The organism is Stenotrophomonas sp. STEN018 (assembly GCF_056760235.1).
Genome location: NZ_JBRREK010000028.1, coordinates 17,876 through 31,915 on the forward strand (window position 1 = coordinate 17,876; position 14,040 = coordinate 31,915).

The 14,040-nt window shown below is 63.4% G+C and carries 13 protein-coding genes; 4 read left to right on the top strand and 9 right to left on the bottom strand.

All coding sequences use genetic code 11. The features are described 5' to 3' along the window. The first annotated feature begins 127 nt into the window (after positions 1–127). Entirely contained in the window at positions 128–1,231 is a 1,104-nt protein-coding gene (gene ddlA, locus ACVOMB_RS12045) for a D-alanine--D-alanine ligase (RefSeq protein WP_481531400.1), read from the top strand. A gap of 90 nt (positions 1,232–1,321) precedes the next feature. Here the strand turns inward: ddlA and ACVOMB_RS12050 are convergent, their stop codons facing one another. From ACVOMB_RS12050 to oleC, 4 genes are all read right to left on the bottom strand, one after another. After that, entirely contained in the window at positions 1,322–1,477 is a 156-nt protein-coding gene (locus ACVOMB_RS12050) for a DUF1328 domain-containing protein (protein WP_282269396.1), read from the bottom strand. A gap of 101 nt (positions 1,478–1,578) precedes the next feature. Beyond that, positions 1,579–2,565, bottom strand: a complete 987-nt coding sequence (oleD, locus tag ACVOMB_RS12055; protein ID WP_481531401.1) for a 2-alkyl-3-oxoalkanoate reductase — start codon at positions 2,563–2,565, stop codon at positions 1,579–1,581. Positions 2,566–2,775: 210 nt separating this feature from the next. Next, entirely contained in the window at positions 2,776–3,162 is a 387-nt protein-coding gene (locus ACVOMB_RS12060; RefSeq protein ID WP_481531402.1) for an endonuclease domain-containing protein, read from the bottom strand. A gap of 277 nt (positions 3,163–3,439) precedes the next feature. After that, the gene (gene oleC, locus ACVOMB_RS12065) at positions 3,440–5,083 is read right to left on the bottom strand and encodes an olefin beta-lactone synthetase (protein ID WP_481531403.1); all 1,644 of its coding nucleotides are present in this window, start codon (positions 5,081–5,083) and stop codon (positions 3,440–3,442) included. Between the two features lie 104 nt (positions 5,084–5,187). Here oleC and ACVOMB_RS12070 point away from each other — a divergent pair, with 104 nt between their 5' ends. Next, positions 5,188–5,619, top strand: a complete 432-nt coding sequence (locus ACVOMB_RS12070; RefSeq protein WP_481515869.1) for a YkgJ family cysteine cluster protein — start codon at positions 5,188–5,190, stop codon at positions 5,617–5,619. 64 nt (positions 5,620–5,683) lie between these two features. Here ACVOMB_RS12070 and ACVOMB_RS12075 read toward each other — a convergent pair whose 3' ends face one another. From ACVOMB_RS12075 to ACVOMB_RS12095, 5 genes are all read right to left on the bottom strand, one after another. After that, positions 5,684–6,373: a phospholipase D-like domain-containing protein gene (locus ACVOMB_RS12075; protein ID WP_481531404.1), complete on the bottom strand. Its 690-nt coding sequence runs from the start codon at positions 6,371–6,373 to the stop codon at positions 5,684–5,686. A 358-nt stretch (positions 6,374–6,731) separates the two neighbouring features. Further along, entirely contained in the window at positions 6,732–7,625 is an 894-nt protein-coding gene (locus ACVOMB_RS12080) for an alpha/beta fold hydrolase (RefSeq protein WP_481531405.1), read from the bottom strand. 192 nt (positions 7,626–7,817) lie between these two features. After that, positions 7,818–8,834 (bottom strand): 3-oxoacyl-ACP synthase III, encoded by a 1,017-nt coding sequence (locus ACVOMB_RS12085; RefSeq protein ID WP_481515866.1) that lies wholly within the window; start codon positions 8,832–8,834, stop codon positions 7,818–7,820. A 122-nt stretch (positions 8,835–8,956) separates the two neighbouring features. After that, positions 8,957–9,274 (bottom strand): DUF4156 domain-containing protein, encoded by a 318-nt coding sequence (locus tag ACVOMB_RS12090; RefSeq protein ID WP_481509171.1) that lies wholly within the window; start codon positions 9,272–9,274, stop codon positions 8,957–8,959. 464 nt (positions 9,275–9,738) lie between these two features. After that, a complete protein-coding gene (locus ACVOMB_RS12095; protein ID WP_481531406.1) occupies positions 9,739–12,594 on the bottom strand; it encodes a M16 family metallopeptidase in 2,856 nt (951 codons plus the stop codon). 352 nt (positions 12,595–12,946) lie between these two features. Here ACVOMB_RS12095 and ACVOMB_RS12100 point away from each other — a divergent pair, with 352 nt between their 5' ends. Together ACVOMB_RS12100 and trmL are read left to right on the top strand one after the other, a co-directional pair. Then, positions 12,947–13,351, top strand: coding sequence for a hypothetical protein (locus ACVOMB_RS12100; protein WP_481531407.1), 405 nt, complete (start codon positions 12,947–12,949; stop codon positions 13,349–13,351). Positions 13,352–13,388: 37 nt separating this feature from the next. Continuing rightward, positions 13,389–13,868: a tRNA (uridine(34)/cytosine(34)/5-carboxymethylaminomethyluridine(34)-2'-O)-methyltransferase TrmL gene (gene trmL / locus ACVOMB_RS12105; protein ID WP_481512403.1), complete on the top strand. Its 480-nt coding sequence runs from the start codon at positions 13,389–13,391 to the stop codon at positions 13,866–13,868. Positions 13,869–14,040 lie beyond the last annotated feature (172 nt).

A 14,040-nucleotide genomic window follows, 5' to 3' on the forward strand; every position in this document is an offset into this window, starting at 1 on the left:
ATAAAACGCCAATCCCGAATCGCCCGTTCTGGCTTGAAAGCAACCGCCAAACCCTATTCCCGAATCGCGGCGTTTGAGTTCATGCTATGCAGACACCACCAAACACAGCGTCAGGAGCACACAGGCAATGGGCAAGACCCGGGTTGGCATCATCTTCGGCGGTCGTTCGGCCGAGCACGAGGTCTCGCTGCAGTCGGCGAAGAACATCTTCGATGCGCTGGACAAGGAACGTTTCGACGTCAGCCTGATCGGCGTGGACAAGCAGGGCCTGTGGCACCTGTGTGATGCGGCCGGCTTCCTGATCAATGCCGATGACCCCAAGCGCATCGCGCTGGATACCTCCGGCCCGGTGCTGTCGGTACTGCCCGGCGCCGAGCGCGGCCAGCTGCTGGCTGCCGATGGCCGCGCCGTACCGCAGCTGGACGTGGTGTTCCCGATCGTGCACGGCACCCTCGGCGAAGACGGCACCCTGCAGGGCCTGCTGCGCACCTTGAACCTGCCCTTCGCCGGCCCCGGCGTGCTGGGTGCGGCCGCGGCGATGGACAAGGACATGGCCAAGCGCCTGCTGCGTGATGCCGGCCTGGCGGTGGCGCCGTTTGCCTGCTTCAACCATGTCACTGCTGCACGCGCCGACTACGCTGCACTGGTCGCACAACTCGGCCTGCCGCTGTTCGTAAAGCCGGCCAACCAGGGTTCATCGGTGGGCGTGAGCAAGGTGCGCAATGCCGACGAGTTCGCCACCGCAATGGCGCTGGCCCTGTCGTTCGACCACAAGGTACTGGTGGAGTCGGCGATTGTCGGCCGCGAGATCGAATGCGCGGTGCTGGGCAATGACGTGCCCGAAGCCAGCGTCTGCGGCGAAGTGGTGGTGCATGACGACTTCTACGCCTATGACACCAAGTACATCAGCGCCAGCGGCGCGGAGACGGTGATCCCGGCTGATATCGCTGCCGATGCGCAGCAGCGCATCCGCGAGATCGCCGTGCGCGCCTATCAGGCGCTGGACTGCATCGGCATGGCGCGTGTGGACGTGTTCCTCACCGAGGCCGGTGACGTCGTCATCAACGAACTGAACACCCTGCCCGGCTTCACCAAGATCAGCATGTATCCCAAGCTATGGGGCGCAAGCGGACTGGGCTATACCGCGCTGATCACCCGTCTGATCGAGCTGGCGCTGGAGCGTCACGCTGCAGACAAGAACCTGCGCAGCTCGATCAGCACTTCGGCCTGATCGAAACTACTGAAACGACGCGGCCCGCAGCCTCCATGAGGATGCGGGCCGCTTTATTTCATGCACGTCTGTTTCTGGCGTCAGCAACGATCAGCCTTTCTTGCGGAACATCGACACCACTGCAAGGATCAGGAATACGACGAACAGGATCCACGCGATATTGCTGGCCGCACCGGCAATGCCACTGAAGCCGAGCACGGCTGCAATGATGGCGATGACGAAGAAAACGACGGCGTAATGCAGCATGGGCTGGGTCCTCGGTTGGAATCAGGGTTCCATCCTCGGCAATCGCCGGTCGCGATACAGTGACAAGAGCGTTAGCGTCGCATGATGATGACGCTGTCCATTCAGGAAGCAGCGGCCAACCGGCGCAGACCTTCTTCGATCGAAACCTTGGGCACGTAACCGAAATCACGGCGTGCCGGCTCCATCGAATACCAATGCGGCGTGCACAGCTGCTCGGCGAGAAAACGTGTCATCGGTGGCTCGCCAGACAGACGCAGCAGCGGCCACAGCTTTTCGCAGAGCGAGCCGATGCGGTACGCGGTCTTGAACGAGATCGACTTCTCCACTGCAGGCGCACCAACAGCGGCAAGCAAGCGGTTGAGCAGTTCGCGCATCGGCAGCGGTTCGCCGTTGGAAATGAAGTAAGCCTTGCCCGCACAAGCCGCGCCCACCACCAGATGATCGAAGGCATCGAAATGCGCCTGCGCAGCGTTGTCGATGAAGGTGGTATCGACCTTGTTGCTGCCATCGCCGACAAAACGCAGACGGCCGGCGCGGGCGCGTTCGGCCAAGCGCGGCACCAGCTGGTTGTCACCCGGGCCCCAGATCAAGCGCGGGCGCAGGGCAATGGTTGCCAGATCGGCGCCATTGGCGGCCAGCACTTCCTGCTCGGCGATGGTCTTGGTGGCGGCATACGGCGCCTGGAAGTCCTCACCGTAGGGCACTTCATCCGCACCCAGGCCTTCGACCGGATGAGTAGCGCGATGGGTGACGCTGGGCGTGGAGGTATAGACCAAGCGGCGGATGTCATGCGCCTTGCAGGCGGCAAGCACGTTGCGGGTGCCGACCACATTGGCCTGGAAGTAGCTGTCGTAGCTGCCCCAGGCACCGGCCTTGGCGGCGTTGTGGAAAATGGCATCGACTCCGGCGGCGGCGTGATGCACGGCATTGGCATCAGCGAGGTCTCCACGGATCTGGCCGACGCCGATTTCCTGCAGTGACGGGTAATGACCGCGATTGAAGCTCAGCACCTGATGGCCGCGTTCGACCAGGCCACGGCACAGTGCCTGACCGAGAAAACCACCACCACCGGTAACCAGAATCTTCATTCGTTTGATCGCTCTGCTGCTGGGCTTCCGCGCCGACCTGCTGCGGCGGAAGCATTGAGATTTGTCCGTCAGTATCGCAGCAGTGGTGTGCGCGTGGATTGTTGATGTTGGTGGCTGGAAGCTTTACCCCTCCCCAGCCCTCCCCTCCGCCTTCGGCGCAAGGGAGGGGGCAACAGCTGCAGAACTGCTAGGACTTCGAGCCGCCAAGCTTTAGCCCTCCCTTTCGCGCAGCGAAGGGGAGGGTTGGGAGGGGGGCTCTTCGCCGTGCGCCAAAGCCCTCAAAACGTCCTCCAACACAGCCGGCATCCGCTGCAGCACCTCATCATTCCAGTAGCGAAGCACTCGGAATCCCAGTCCCTGCAGCACCGCAGTCCGCCGCTGGTCATAGGCAAGTTGCTCAAGATGCTGCCCACCATCCAGTTCTACAATCAGCTTCGCCTCCAGACAAACGAAGTCGGCGATGTATCCGGCCAAGGGCATCTGTCTACGAAAGCGGAAGCCTGCCAACTGGCGCCGGCGCAGTTGCTGCCATAGGCGGTCTTCGGCATCGGTGGGTGTGTTGCGCAGGGCTCTTGCGCGCCTTCGCAGCTTGTCCATTGCAGTTATCCGTCTTTACTGCGGAAAGCCTGCAATCTCAGTAGATGGAAGCCTGTCAGGAAATAGCTGGATTCGGGCTGTCCTTCGACTCAAACGACACTGCGCTTTACCCCTCCCCAACCCTCCCCTCCGCCTTCGGCGCAAGGGAGGGGGCAAGAGCACCCCTCCCCGGCCCTCCCCTTGCCTGCGGCAAAGGGAGGGGGCAAAGCTTTAGCCCTCCCTTTCGCGCAGCGAAGGGGAGGGTTGGGAGGGGTGCTCCTGCTTCAAGCTCTCAAGCTCAACCCAACTGCGCCTGCGCCCACACCGCCAGCTTCTCGCGCCCGATCTTGGCGTTGTGGCGGATATCCACTGGGAAGCCCGGATGACGCAGGAATTGTTCGATCCCACCTAGCTCAGGATGCTGCAACGCCAGCGCCCGCAACTGCTCTTCAACCTGATGAAAATGCTGATCCGGCAGCAGCTCGTAACACAGCACCGGCACCTGCTGACCCAACGCACCAACACCCACCAAAGCCGTGCGCCGCACACCAGCTACCGTGTTGAACACCGGCTCCACCTGCTCGGTATACAGCGGCCCTGCCGCCGTCTCGACCCGATGCGTCTTGCGCCCGCAGAACCACAGCCGCCCTTGGACATCAAACCAGCCCACATCGCCCATGCGATGCACGATACGCTCGCCACCATCGGCCAGCACTTCGCGGATCTTGGCCGCGGCTGTTGCCTGCGGTCGATTGAAATAGCTGTCGGTGGTGGTCGGACCGACCACGGTGATCTCGCCCACCTCACCGGCAGGCAGCTCACGCACACCACTCCAGTCAGCAATCGGCGCGTCAGTGATGGCAATGATGCGCACGGCATTCGGCGCGACCACGCGGCCGACACAGGTGCCCGCACCAGCCTCGGTCGCCTCGCGCGTATCAACCAGCTCACGGCCTTCGATCACCGCCACCGGCAGACATTCGGTGGCGCCATACGGCGTCCAGAACTGGCCGTCTTCCGGCATCAGCGAACGGATCTTGGACACGATCTCCGGCGGTACCGGTGCGCCAGCCGAGGTGGCGCGGGTCACCGTTGGCAGCGGTTGGCCATGCTCGGCCAACACTCGCATCAGCGCCGGTGAACCAAACAACTGGGTCACGCCGAAACGGGCGATGGCGTCGTGCAGCTTGCGCGGATCGGCGCTACCGGGCCGGGTCGGGTCCATGTCCGGGATTACCGAAGTCAGGCCCAGCGCCGGGTCGAACAGGGCGAATGGCGGGAAGGTCGGCAGATCGATGCCGCCGGGCTGCATGCCGAAGGCATTGCGCAGCAGTTCCACCTGACCGACGAAATGGCGGTGGCGGTAGACCACGCCCTTGGGCACGCCGGTGGAGCCGCTGGTGAACAGGATCGCGGCCACGTCATCGGGCGCCGTCGCAGCCAGTTGGCTACCAGCGCCTGCGCCGTCAGCCTCGATCTTTGCCAAGGTGATGCCGCCCCAAGCCCAGCGCCGGCCGACGGTGACCTTGAGCTTGGCCGCCTTGGCCCAGCCGAGCAGCACCCGCGCAAACTGCGCCAAGGGGATGCCGATGAAGGCCTGCGGCTGCGCTTCGTCCAGGCACTGCTTCAGCGCGCGCTTATCAATGCCGGGGTCGACCAGCACCGGCACCGCACCGATCTTGAACAGGGCGAACATCAGCAGGAAGAATTCCGGACCGGGCCGCACCATCACCACCGCGCGCACGCCGCGACCGATGCCGTTTGCCGCCAAACCGGCGGCAATGGCGTCGCTGCGGGCATCCAGCGTGCGGTAATCCAGGGTCACGTCGTAGGCGGCCATGCCATTGGCGGCGGGCTTGCCGGGGCAACGGATGGCGATCTGGTCGGGCCGTTCACGCGCCAGCTCGGGCAGGCGCGCGGCGATATTGCAGGTTTCGTTCATCTTCCTATTGTCGCCAATGCAGAAAAATCTTGCGCGCAGGCCGTCACCGTGGAAAATTTCCCACCTTCCTTTTGTCCTATTCCTGCCGCCAAGGCCGGTATCCCATGCCCCATCCCTGCCTGACCTGCGGCGCTTGCTGCACCCAATACCGCGTTGCCTTCCACTGGATGGAATCGGACGAAGTCACCGAAGGCGGCGTGCCCCACCAGCTGACCCAGCGCCTGGACCCGCACCGGCTGTGCATGCAGGGCACCTATTCGGACCCGATACGCTGCGTGGCCCTGGACTCGGAGATCGGCGTGTACTCACGCTGCACCATCCACCCGAACAGGCCGAGCGTGTGCCGCGAGGTGGACGCGTCCTGGGAATACGGCAAGGCCAGCTCGCAGTGCGACCGCGCGCGCATCGCCCATGGCATGCCGGCACTGACCCTGGCCGACTGGCGTTGGCGCGATGGTGCCGACAATGATGACGACCATCCGGACGACAACGGCAACAGCCCGGCTTCGCCGCCGAATACGCCAATTGCGGCTTGAGAAAGTTGTCTGGTCACTTCTGCAAGGATGGGAGTGACCTCGACAACACCACCGCTGCACAGACTCAAAGCGCCTTGTAACGCCCCCACAACACTTCGAACTGCTGCGCGAAGCTGCGCACCAGATTGCGGTCATTGCTGACCACCAGATTCTCATCGTTGTGCTCGGTCGCGGTACGCGTCCAGTTGAAGCTGCCGTTGGCCAGCACCTTGCCGTCGAACAGCGCGAACTTGTGGTGCATGTGGTATTCGCTGTGGTCCACCCGCACCGGAATATCCGCATCATTCAGACGGCGGATGTCGTTGCCGTCGTCGTAGACCTTGTCGTTGTCGCTGATGATGCGCACCACCACGCCGCGCTTGTGCGCGTCCAGGATGACCCCGCTCAAACGGTCATCGGAAATGGTGAATACACAGATATCCAGTGTCTGTTTGGCCCCGGCGCACAGCGCGCGCAGCCGTTGCATGCAGGCATCGCCCGGCGAGAAATAGGTGCTGGTCAGGGTTTCGACCGGGCCGGCGTTGACGTCCAGGGTGCGCACCACCTGTTCGACCCACTTCAGCATCGGCAGGGCTTCGGCTGGATTGGCAGCGACCTGCTCGCGGGCGATATCGAAGGCGCGATTGCGCAGGAAGCGCAGGCGGTCGGGCGTAAGCTCCGCGCCCAGCTCGCGTAGCGCCGAGCGTTCTTCGTTGCTCAAGGCAAGATCCTGCGCGCTATCACGCAGCTGACGGTCCAGGCTGTCGAAATCCATGCTTCACTCCCTGTGCAAAGAAGCACAGAGCTTCGCACACCAGCGCGTGCCTGTAGGAGCGGCGTAAGCCGCGAAGCTTGTGCAGTGGGAACGGCCACAAATGCTTACCCCTCCCCAACCCTCCCCTCCGCCTTCGGCGCAAGGGAGGGGGCAGAAGCACGCATCGCTCGCTCACGGCGCTTGTGGGAGCGGCGTCAGCCGCGAAGCTGACAATGCTCCAGTCTGCGAGAAATCAATCATCGCGCGCGCTCTGCGTGAAACGCCCGACAGGGGTCTGCACGATGGAGAGCTGGCCATAGCCGATGCCTCCCTTGCTTCGCGGCTTACGCCGCTCCTACAAGAGCCGACGCACCCCGACTCACCCCAGCGGGTTGCGCTCCAGGAACGCGCGTACTGCCGGCACGATCACTTCGTGCTTGTCTTCCAACACATAGTGGTTGGCGTCTTCAAACGTGGTCACTTCGGCCTGCGGCAAGGCCTTGCGGAAGCCGGTCAGGAAGTGATGGTCGAAGCAGATGTCGCGCAGGCCCCAAGCGATGTATACCGGGCGATCCGCGAACGACGGCAGCGCTTGCGCCGCACGCTCCAGCAACGACCAGGCTTTGTCGGCCGGCGACAGCGGGATGTCCTGCATGAAGCGGATGGTGGAAATGCGGTTGTCCCAGTTGTTGTACGGCGACACATAGGCGCGGCGCACATCAGCCGGCATGCGTCGGCTCACGCCCAGCCACGAGGCACCGGCGGAGAACGCATTGAAGGTACGGATGAACCATTCGCCCAGCTTCCAGTGCCGGCCCATGGCGATCTGCCACGGCATCGGCTTTTCCGGCGGCAACGGGAACGAGGCGGTATTGGTGATCACCAGACGCTTGACCTGGTCGTGGTGCGACAGCGCCCAGCCGAAGCCGATCATGCCGCCCCAGTCATGCACGGCCAAGGTCACCGGGCCGGTGATGCCCAGGTGCTTGAGCAGGGCGTCCAGATCATCAACGCGCGACTGCAGGGTGTACTCGTAACGACTGTCGTCGGGCTTGTCGGACAGGCCCATGCCGATATGGTCCGGCACGATGCAGCGGTACTTGTCGCTGAGGCCGTTGACCAGGTGCCGCCACAGATAGCTCCACGAGGGATTGCCGTGCAGCATCACCACCACCTCACCATCGCGCGGGCCTTCATCGATGTAGTTCATCGACAAGCCTGGACGCACTTCGAAGCGGTGGGTCTTGCTGGGGTAACCGGGGAGTTTGTTCATCGGGTCGCACCTGCGGCTGCTAAGCCCCTCTCCCACCGGGAGAGGGGTTGGGGAGAGGGTTGGTCGGAGTGGAGGAGCGTGGACTACCGCTCGAACTCCAGGCGCATGCGTGCTGCGCACGCCTCCCCTCTTCCGCCCTTCGGGCACCTTCTCCCGCAATGGGAGAAGGGAAAAGCGTCAGATCTGGCCTTGTTACCAGACCACCTCGGCCATCGTGCAGTTCAAGCCCGAGCCAATACCCATCAGCGCGACGCGGTCGCCCTTCTTGAGCTTGCCCAGCTGACGCAGCTTGCTCAGCACGATCGGCACCGAAGCCGGGCCGATGTTGCCGTGCTCACCAAAGATGGTCATCACCTTCTTCGGGTCGATGCCGAAGGCCTTGATAAAGGCATTGGTATGCGGCTGGCTGACCTGGTGGATCACGAACTGGTCGATCTCCTCCACTGCCCAGCCGAGCGCGACGCGCGTGGCTTCAAAGGTCTTGGTGGCCAGCTTGATGCCTTCGATCAGCAGCATGCGGGTATCAGTGACCATGCGGTCCAGGTTGCCCACGCACAGCTTGTTCCACTGGTTGGCTGCACGGGTCACGCCGCCGCGGTAACGCGGGGCGTCCGGCACCAGCTCCGAGCGCGCCATCACCATTGCTGCCGCACCGGAACCGGTGGTCAGCGCGGCGACTTCGTCACGCATCTGCTGGGCGGTGATGTCCGGGGACATCATGCGTTCCAGGGTCTTTTCATAGACCAGGTTGGAGGTTTCGCCGTCGACGATCAACGCATAGTCGATGTCGCCGCGCTCCAGCATCAGCGCCGCCATGTCCATGCCATTGATGAAGGCAAGGCAGGCGTTGGCGATGTCGAAGGTGACGCACTCTTCGCCGATGCCCAGGTTGCCGGACACGATCGAAGCGGTGGACGGCTCCAGGTAATCACGGCTGACGGAAGTGTTGATCAGCAGACCAACCATGTCGGCGGTGATGCCGGCATCTTCCAGCGCCTTGCGGCCTGCCAGCGTGGCAACGTCCGAGGCCTGTGTACCCTGGTCCCAAAGGCGGCGCGCATGGATGCCGGCGATATCGCCAAGCACGTCGGCACGAATGCCCAGGCGTTCCAGCGTGGGCTGGAGCCGCTCGTTGATTTCCTTTGAGGTCAGCGTATGCGGCGCATCAATATGCGCCAGTCCCGCGATCGAGACGTTTTTAAAAGGCATCAGAAAGCGCCAAGACTCAGGCGAAGGGGTCGCCATTCTAGCGCCTGCGCCTTTTTACCGCATCTTTACAAATCGGCGGCCCGGCGTATGGAGCCGCCGGGACCGTAAAGACGTCCTGAAACTCAGCGCGGCGGGCACTGGAAGGCGGCAAAGCGCTGGCTACCATCGGCCGGCAGGCCACTGGCCTGTACGGCATTGGCGCCGGCACTGGGGGCCTCGTTGCGGGCCAGGGTTTCCAGTTCTTCCTGCACGCGCAGCGGGTTGCGGTTGTAGAAGCCAACCTTGCTCTTTACCGACACCACGATCTCACCCTTGGCTACGCAGCCCGGCGCAACCGGACCGGCGGGCAGTACGCGCACGGTCTTGCCGCTGGATTCAATCGGCACCCAGGTGCAGGCGGCGGTGCTGGCGATCAGGGCGGACAGAAGCAGAACGCGCATGGACTATTCCTTGTGAAGATCAGCAGGGATTGTGCCGGGAATAGATGAACAGGTGGTGATCCCTGTGGTTGAGCGCGCGGCGATGTAGTGCCGAGCCATGCTCGGCAAGGCGCTTTACAAGCGAGAAGCTGCCCTCACCCCAACCCCTCTCCCGTGAACGGGAGAGGGGCTATAAAGCGAAAAACTCCCCCTCCCCGGCCCACCCCTTCGCTGCGCGAAAGGGAGGGGGCAGAAGCGTAGTGCCGAGCCATGCTCGGCAGGGGCTTTACCGGCCAAAGCTAAAAGCTGCCCTCGCCTCAACCCCTCTCCCGTAGACGGGAGAGGGGCTATAAAGCGAAAAACTACCCCTCCCCGGCCCTCCCCTTCGCTGCGCGAAAGGGAGGGGGCGAAGACGTAGTGCCGAGCCATGCTCGGCAGAGGTCTTCCCGGTAAGGCTTCAGCGCAGGATGGCTACGCCCTACCGCTTACTTCTTCTCCACCGGCTTGCCGTCGGCGTCGATCACGGTCACTTCGCCCAGCTTCAGTGCGCGCACCGGGGCTTCGGTCTGCTTCAGGTCGCCCACTACCACCCAGGTCAGCTTGGACGGATCCAGGGTCTTGGCGGCTTCGGCTACCTGCGCCGGGGTCATCGCTTCGATCTCGGCCTTGCGCTTGAACACGTAGTCGTCCGGGCGGCCGTAACGCACGATGCCGCCGATGGTGCTCATCACCGCCGATGCGGTTTCATAGGCACCGGGCAGGCTCAGCGTCTGGATGTTGCGGATGCGACTGACTTCGGCATCGGTCGGCGGACGCTGGCCGCTGGCGAACTGGGTGATCTCGGCGTTCATTTCCTTCATCGCCTCACCGGTCTTGTCGATCTGCACCGGTGCTACCGCCATCCACGGACGCTGGCCCAGTGCGTTCGATGCCGACGAACGTGCGCCGTAGGACCAATGCTTGTCCTCACGCAGGTTCATGTTCAGGCGTGAGGTGAAGTCGCCACCGAGCACGCCATTGGCGATATCGAAGCGGGTGGTGCCCGGGTCCATCGTCGACGGCGTTACTTCACCAGCGAACAGGTTGGCCTGCACCGCGCCCGGCTGGTCGATCAGGAACACGCGTGCGGTCTGCGGACGGTCCACATTGTTCGGGGCCTCCACCTTCGGCCGTGCACCCTCGCCCTTCCAGTCACCGAAGCTGCGTTCCAGCAGCGGCACGAGGTCCTTCAAGGTGGTGTCGCCGACCACGATCAGGGTGGCGCCCTCCGGACGAATCCACTGCTTGTGGAAGGAGGTCAGGTCCTCGCGGGTCAGCGACTGGATTGCGGCTTCATTGCCGCTGCCGGTGAACGGAATCGCATACGGGTGCCCAGCGCCGTACAGCAACGGCGGCAGCACACGCATCGCCACCGCATTGGGCTGCACCTTTTCCTGCTGGATGCCAGCAATCCAGGTGGCCTTGATGCGGTCGATCTCGTTCTGCTCGAAACGCGGTGCGCGCACCACGTCGGCGTACAGCGCCAGCGACGGTGCGAGGTTCTCCTTCAGTGCCGACAGGTACACGCTGGAACCATCCAGCGAAGCGCCGGCGTTGACGCTGGCACCCAGGCTTTCCACCGCGTCAGCGAACGCCAGCGAACCGAGCTGGCCTGCGCCTTCGTCCAGCATGCCCATGGTGAAGTTGGCGGTGCCCGGCTTGCGGCCACGGTCGGCGGTGAAGCCACCCGGGAACTCATAGCTGAACTGCACCACCGGAACATCATGGCGCTCGGCCAGCACGACTTTGGTGCCGTTCTTCAACGTGGCGCGCTGCAGCTGCGGGAACTTCAGTTCCGGGAAGCTGGTGGTCTTGGGCACGCCGGCGCTGCGGTCGACCTGGCTCGGCAGCGTGGTGTACTTGCTGTCCACGGCCGGCACGTTGAACGGCGCCGGCTTGACCGACGGCAGCTCAGCCAAGGCAACGCGCTCGCCCGGCTCGACCACCAGGGTGTGGTCGCCCACACCCAGCCACTTGGCGCCGGCCGCCTTTACGTCTGCGGCGGAAGCAGCTTCCACATTGGCCAGCGAGGTGCGGAAGCAACCCGGGTTGCCTTCGTATACGGCGCACTGTGCGAGTGCGTCAGCCTTGCCGCCGAAACCGCCAATACGCTCGATGCCACGCACGAAACCGGCACGCGACTGCACCTTGGCGCGTTCCAGTTCATCGGCGGTCGGGCCTTCGGCGATCAGACGCTTCAGCTCCTCATCGATGGCCTTCTCAACCTTGGCCGGGTCCACGCCCTGCTTGACCGTCGCCATGATCAGGAAGTTGGAACCGAGCTGCGAGGCATCGGTCATCGCGCGGATGTTGTCCACCAGCTTGTCTTTGTGCAGCAGGCGCTGGTCCAGACGCGAGGACTTGGCACCGCCCAACACGTAGGAGAACAGGTCGAGCTGATCGATATCGGTGGTGCCAACCTGGGCCACGTTCCAGGCCCGGTAGATACGCGCCTGCGGCACCTTGTCGGTCATCACTTCGCGGGTGGTGGCAGCGCGCTGGGCGACGTTGACCGCCGGCTGCGCCATGGTCGGGCCGGCTGGGATGTCGCCGAAGTACTTGGCGGCCTTTTCCCTGGCGGTGGCCACGTCGATATCGCCGGCCAGCACCAGCACCGCATTGTTCGGGCCGTACCAGGTATGGAACCAGGTTTTGACGTCGTCCAGCGAGGCGGCGTTGAGATCGTTCATCGAGCCGATCACGCCGTGGTGGTACGGGTGACCTGCCGGGTACATGGCGCGGGTCAGCTTGTCCCACACCTGACCGTAGGGCTGGTTCTCGCCCTGGCGCTTTTCGTTCTGCACCACACCGCGCTGCTCATCCAAGGCGGCCTGATCGATGGCGCCGACCAGATGCCCCATGCGGTCCGACTCCATCCACAGCGCCATATCCAGCGCCGTGGTCGGCACGTTCTGGAAATAGTTGGTGCGGTCGGTATTGGTGGTGCCGTTCTGGTCGGTGGCACCGACCTGCTTGAAGGGTTCGAAGAATTCACCGTCGTGGTTTTCGCTGCGCTGGAACATCAAGTGTTCAAACAGATGCGCGAAGCCGGTACGGCCAGCCGGTTCGTCCTTGGCACCGACGTGGTACCAGATGTTCACCGCCACGATCGGCGCCTTGCGGTCGGTGTGCACCACCACGCGCAGGCCGTTGGGCAGAGTGAACTCTTCATAAGGAATGTCCACCGACGCAGCGGCGGCGGCCGGCTTGGCCTCCGCGACCAGCGGCATGCCAACAAATCCGCCGAGGGCGGCGCTCAGGGCCAGGGTCAACAAGGCGGTACGGGGCATAGCTGCGTTCATTCCATTTCCCTTGGGTATGAAGGTGAACGCTGATCGTAACCGGGCGCCGTCACAACGGCATACGCCATGCGTCATGGGTACCGAAGCAGGTGCCTCCGTGTCCGTCCGGTCACTGCGGGCACGGCGGGTGTCCGGACAGCGGACACTTTCAATGAACAACAACCCTTTATTTATCAATTAGATGCGATTGGCACGCATCCTGCTCCCTATTACTCGCAGCAAGATCGCCTCAGACAATAAATGACTGATTGCTGAACAAATCAAAAAAAGTAAAGAAAGTTCTTGCACTACGAAATTCACTGTACTACCTTACTACCACACCACTGCCCACACACACCAAACAGGTCCCGCCATGAACGCCAAGTCCCTCGCCCTTGCCATCGCCCTCGTCGCCAGCACCGGCTTTGTTTCTTCGGTCCAGGCCTCGGATATCGTCACCTTGGAAACCGTGCAGGTTCGTCCGTCAGCTGATCAGCTGGTGCAGGCCCAGCACGAAGCCAGCAGCAACATCCCGACCCTGGCAGCCGTGCAGGTCCGCCCGACCGTCGGCCAGATCGTCGAGCTGATGGCCGAACAGACCGCCAGCCAGCTGGCCTCCGCCAGCCCGGTCGCCATCGGCACCCGCGCCGGCCAATGGATGGTGTCGCTGCCGGCCATCACCGTCCGCCCGGACGTGGAGCTGGTGCAGTCCATGGCTGCAGAAGCTGCTGCTGAGGCCATCGGCAAGGTCGTCGCGCAGGGCATGGTTTCCAACTAAGCCAGCCATGACGCGACACCCGGCGTAAACTGCGCCGATGACTTCTGCCCCTGTTTTCGATGTAGTGCTTTACCAGCCCGAGATCCCGCCGAACACCGGCAATGTGATCCGGCTCTGCGCCAACACCGGCGCGCGGCTGCACCTGATCGAGCCTTTGGGTTTCGACCTCAGTGACAAGCAGCTAAAGCGCGCCGGCCTGGACTATCACGAGTACGCACAGATGCAGGTCCATCCGGACCTGGAAACCGCCTTGGCGCGTATCGCCCCGAAGCGTTTGTTTGCATTGAGTACCCGTTCCAGCGTTCGCTATGACAGCGTGCAGTTCGCCGATGGCGATGCCTTCCTGTTCGGCCCGGAAACCCGCGGACTGCCGCAGGATCTGCTTGATTCTTTGCCTGACGGCCACCGTCTGCGCCTGCCGATGCAGCCCAACAACCGCAGCCTGAACCTGTCCAACTCGGTCGCCGTGGTGGTGTATGAAGCTTGGCGGCAGCAGGGCTTTCCCGGCGGCGCGTGAACTGCGCCAGCTGGGTTTTGTATTTTTTTTGTGGGAGCGGCGTCAGCCGCGAAGCCATGGATCTATCCGATTGCAGGCATGCCGATGATTTCGGCGCTGCCAGCTTCCCGGCTCACGCCGCTCCCACAGCTTTGATGGCGCACCGGTAATGCCCCTGCCGAGCATGGCTCGG

Excerpts from the sequence above, each read along its gene's own strand:
- ACVOMB_RS12095 (WP_481531406.1), bottom strand. The coding sequence starts at position 12,594 with ATGAACGCAGCTATGCCCCGTACCGCCTTGTTGACCCTGGCCCTGAGC.
- ACVOMB_RS12090 (WP_481509171.1), bottom strand. The coding sequence starts at position 9,274 with ATGCGCGTTCTGCTTCTGTCCGCCCTGATCGCCAGCACCGCCGCCTGC.
- oleD (WP_481531401.1), bottom strand. The coding sequence starts at position 2,565 with ATGAAGATTCTGGTTACCGGTGGTGGTGGTTTTCTCGGTCAGGCACTG.
- ACVOMB_RS12075 (WP_481531404.1), bottom strand. The coding sequence starts at position 6,373 with ATGGATTTCGACAGCCTGGACCGTCAGCTGCGTGATAGCGCGCAGGAT.
- ddlA (WP_481531400.1), top strand. The coding sequence starts at position 128 with ATGGGCAAGACCCGGGTTGGCATCATCTTCGGCGGTCGTTCGGCCGAG.
- ACVOMB_RS12085 (WP_481515866.1), bottom strand. The coding sequence starts at position 8,834 with ATGCCTTTTAAAAACGTCTCGATCGCGGGACTGGCGCATATTGATGCG.
- ACVOMB_RS12080 (WP_481531405.1), bottom strand. The coding sequence starts at position 7,625 with ATGAACAAACTCCCCGGTTACCCCAGCAAGACCCACCGCTTCGAAGTG.
- oleC (WP_481531403.1), bottom strand. The coding sequence starts at position 5,083 with ATGAACGAAACCTGCAATATCGCCGCGCGCCTGCCCGAGCTGGCGCGT.
- ACVOMB_RS12070 (WP_481515869.1), top strand. The coding sequence starts at position 5,188 with ATGCCCCATCCCTGCCTGACCTGCGGCGCTTGCTGCACCCAATACCGC.
- ACVOMB_RS12060 (WP_481531402.1), bottom strand. The coding sequence starts at position 3,162 with ATGGACAAGCTGCGAAGGCGCGCAAGAGCCCTGCGCAACACACCCACC.
- ACVOMB_RS12100 (WP_481531407.1), top strand. The coding sequence starts at position 12,947 with ATGAACGCCAAGTCCCTCGCCCTTGCCATCGCCCTCGTCGCCAGCACC.
- ACVOMB_RS12050 (WP_282269396.1), bottom strand. The coding sequence starts at position 1,477 with ATGCTGCATTACGCCGTCGTTTTCTTCGTCATCGCCATCATTGCAGCC.
- trmL (WP_481512403.1), top strand. The coding sequence starts at position 13,389 with ATGACTTCTGCCCCTGTTTTCGATGTAGTGCTTTACCAGCCCGAGATC.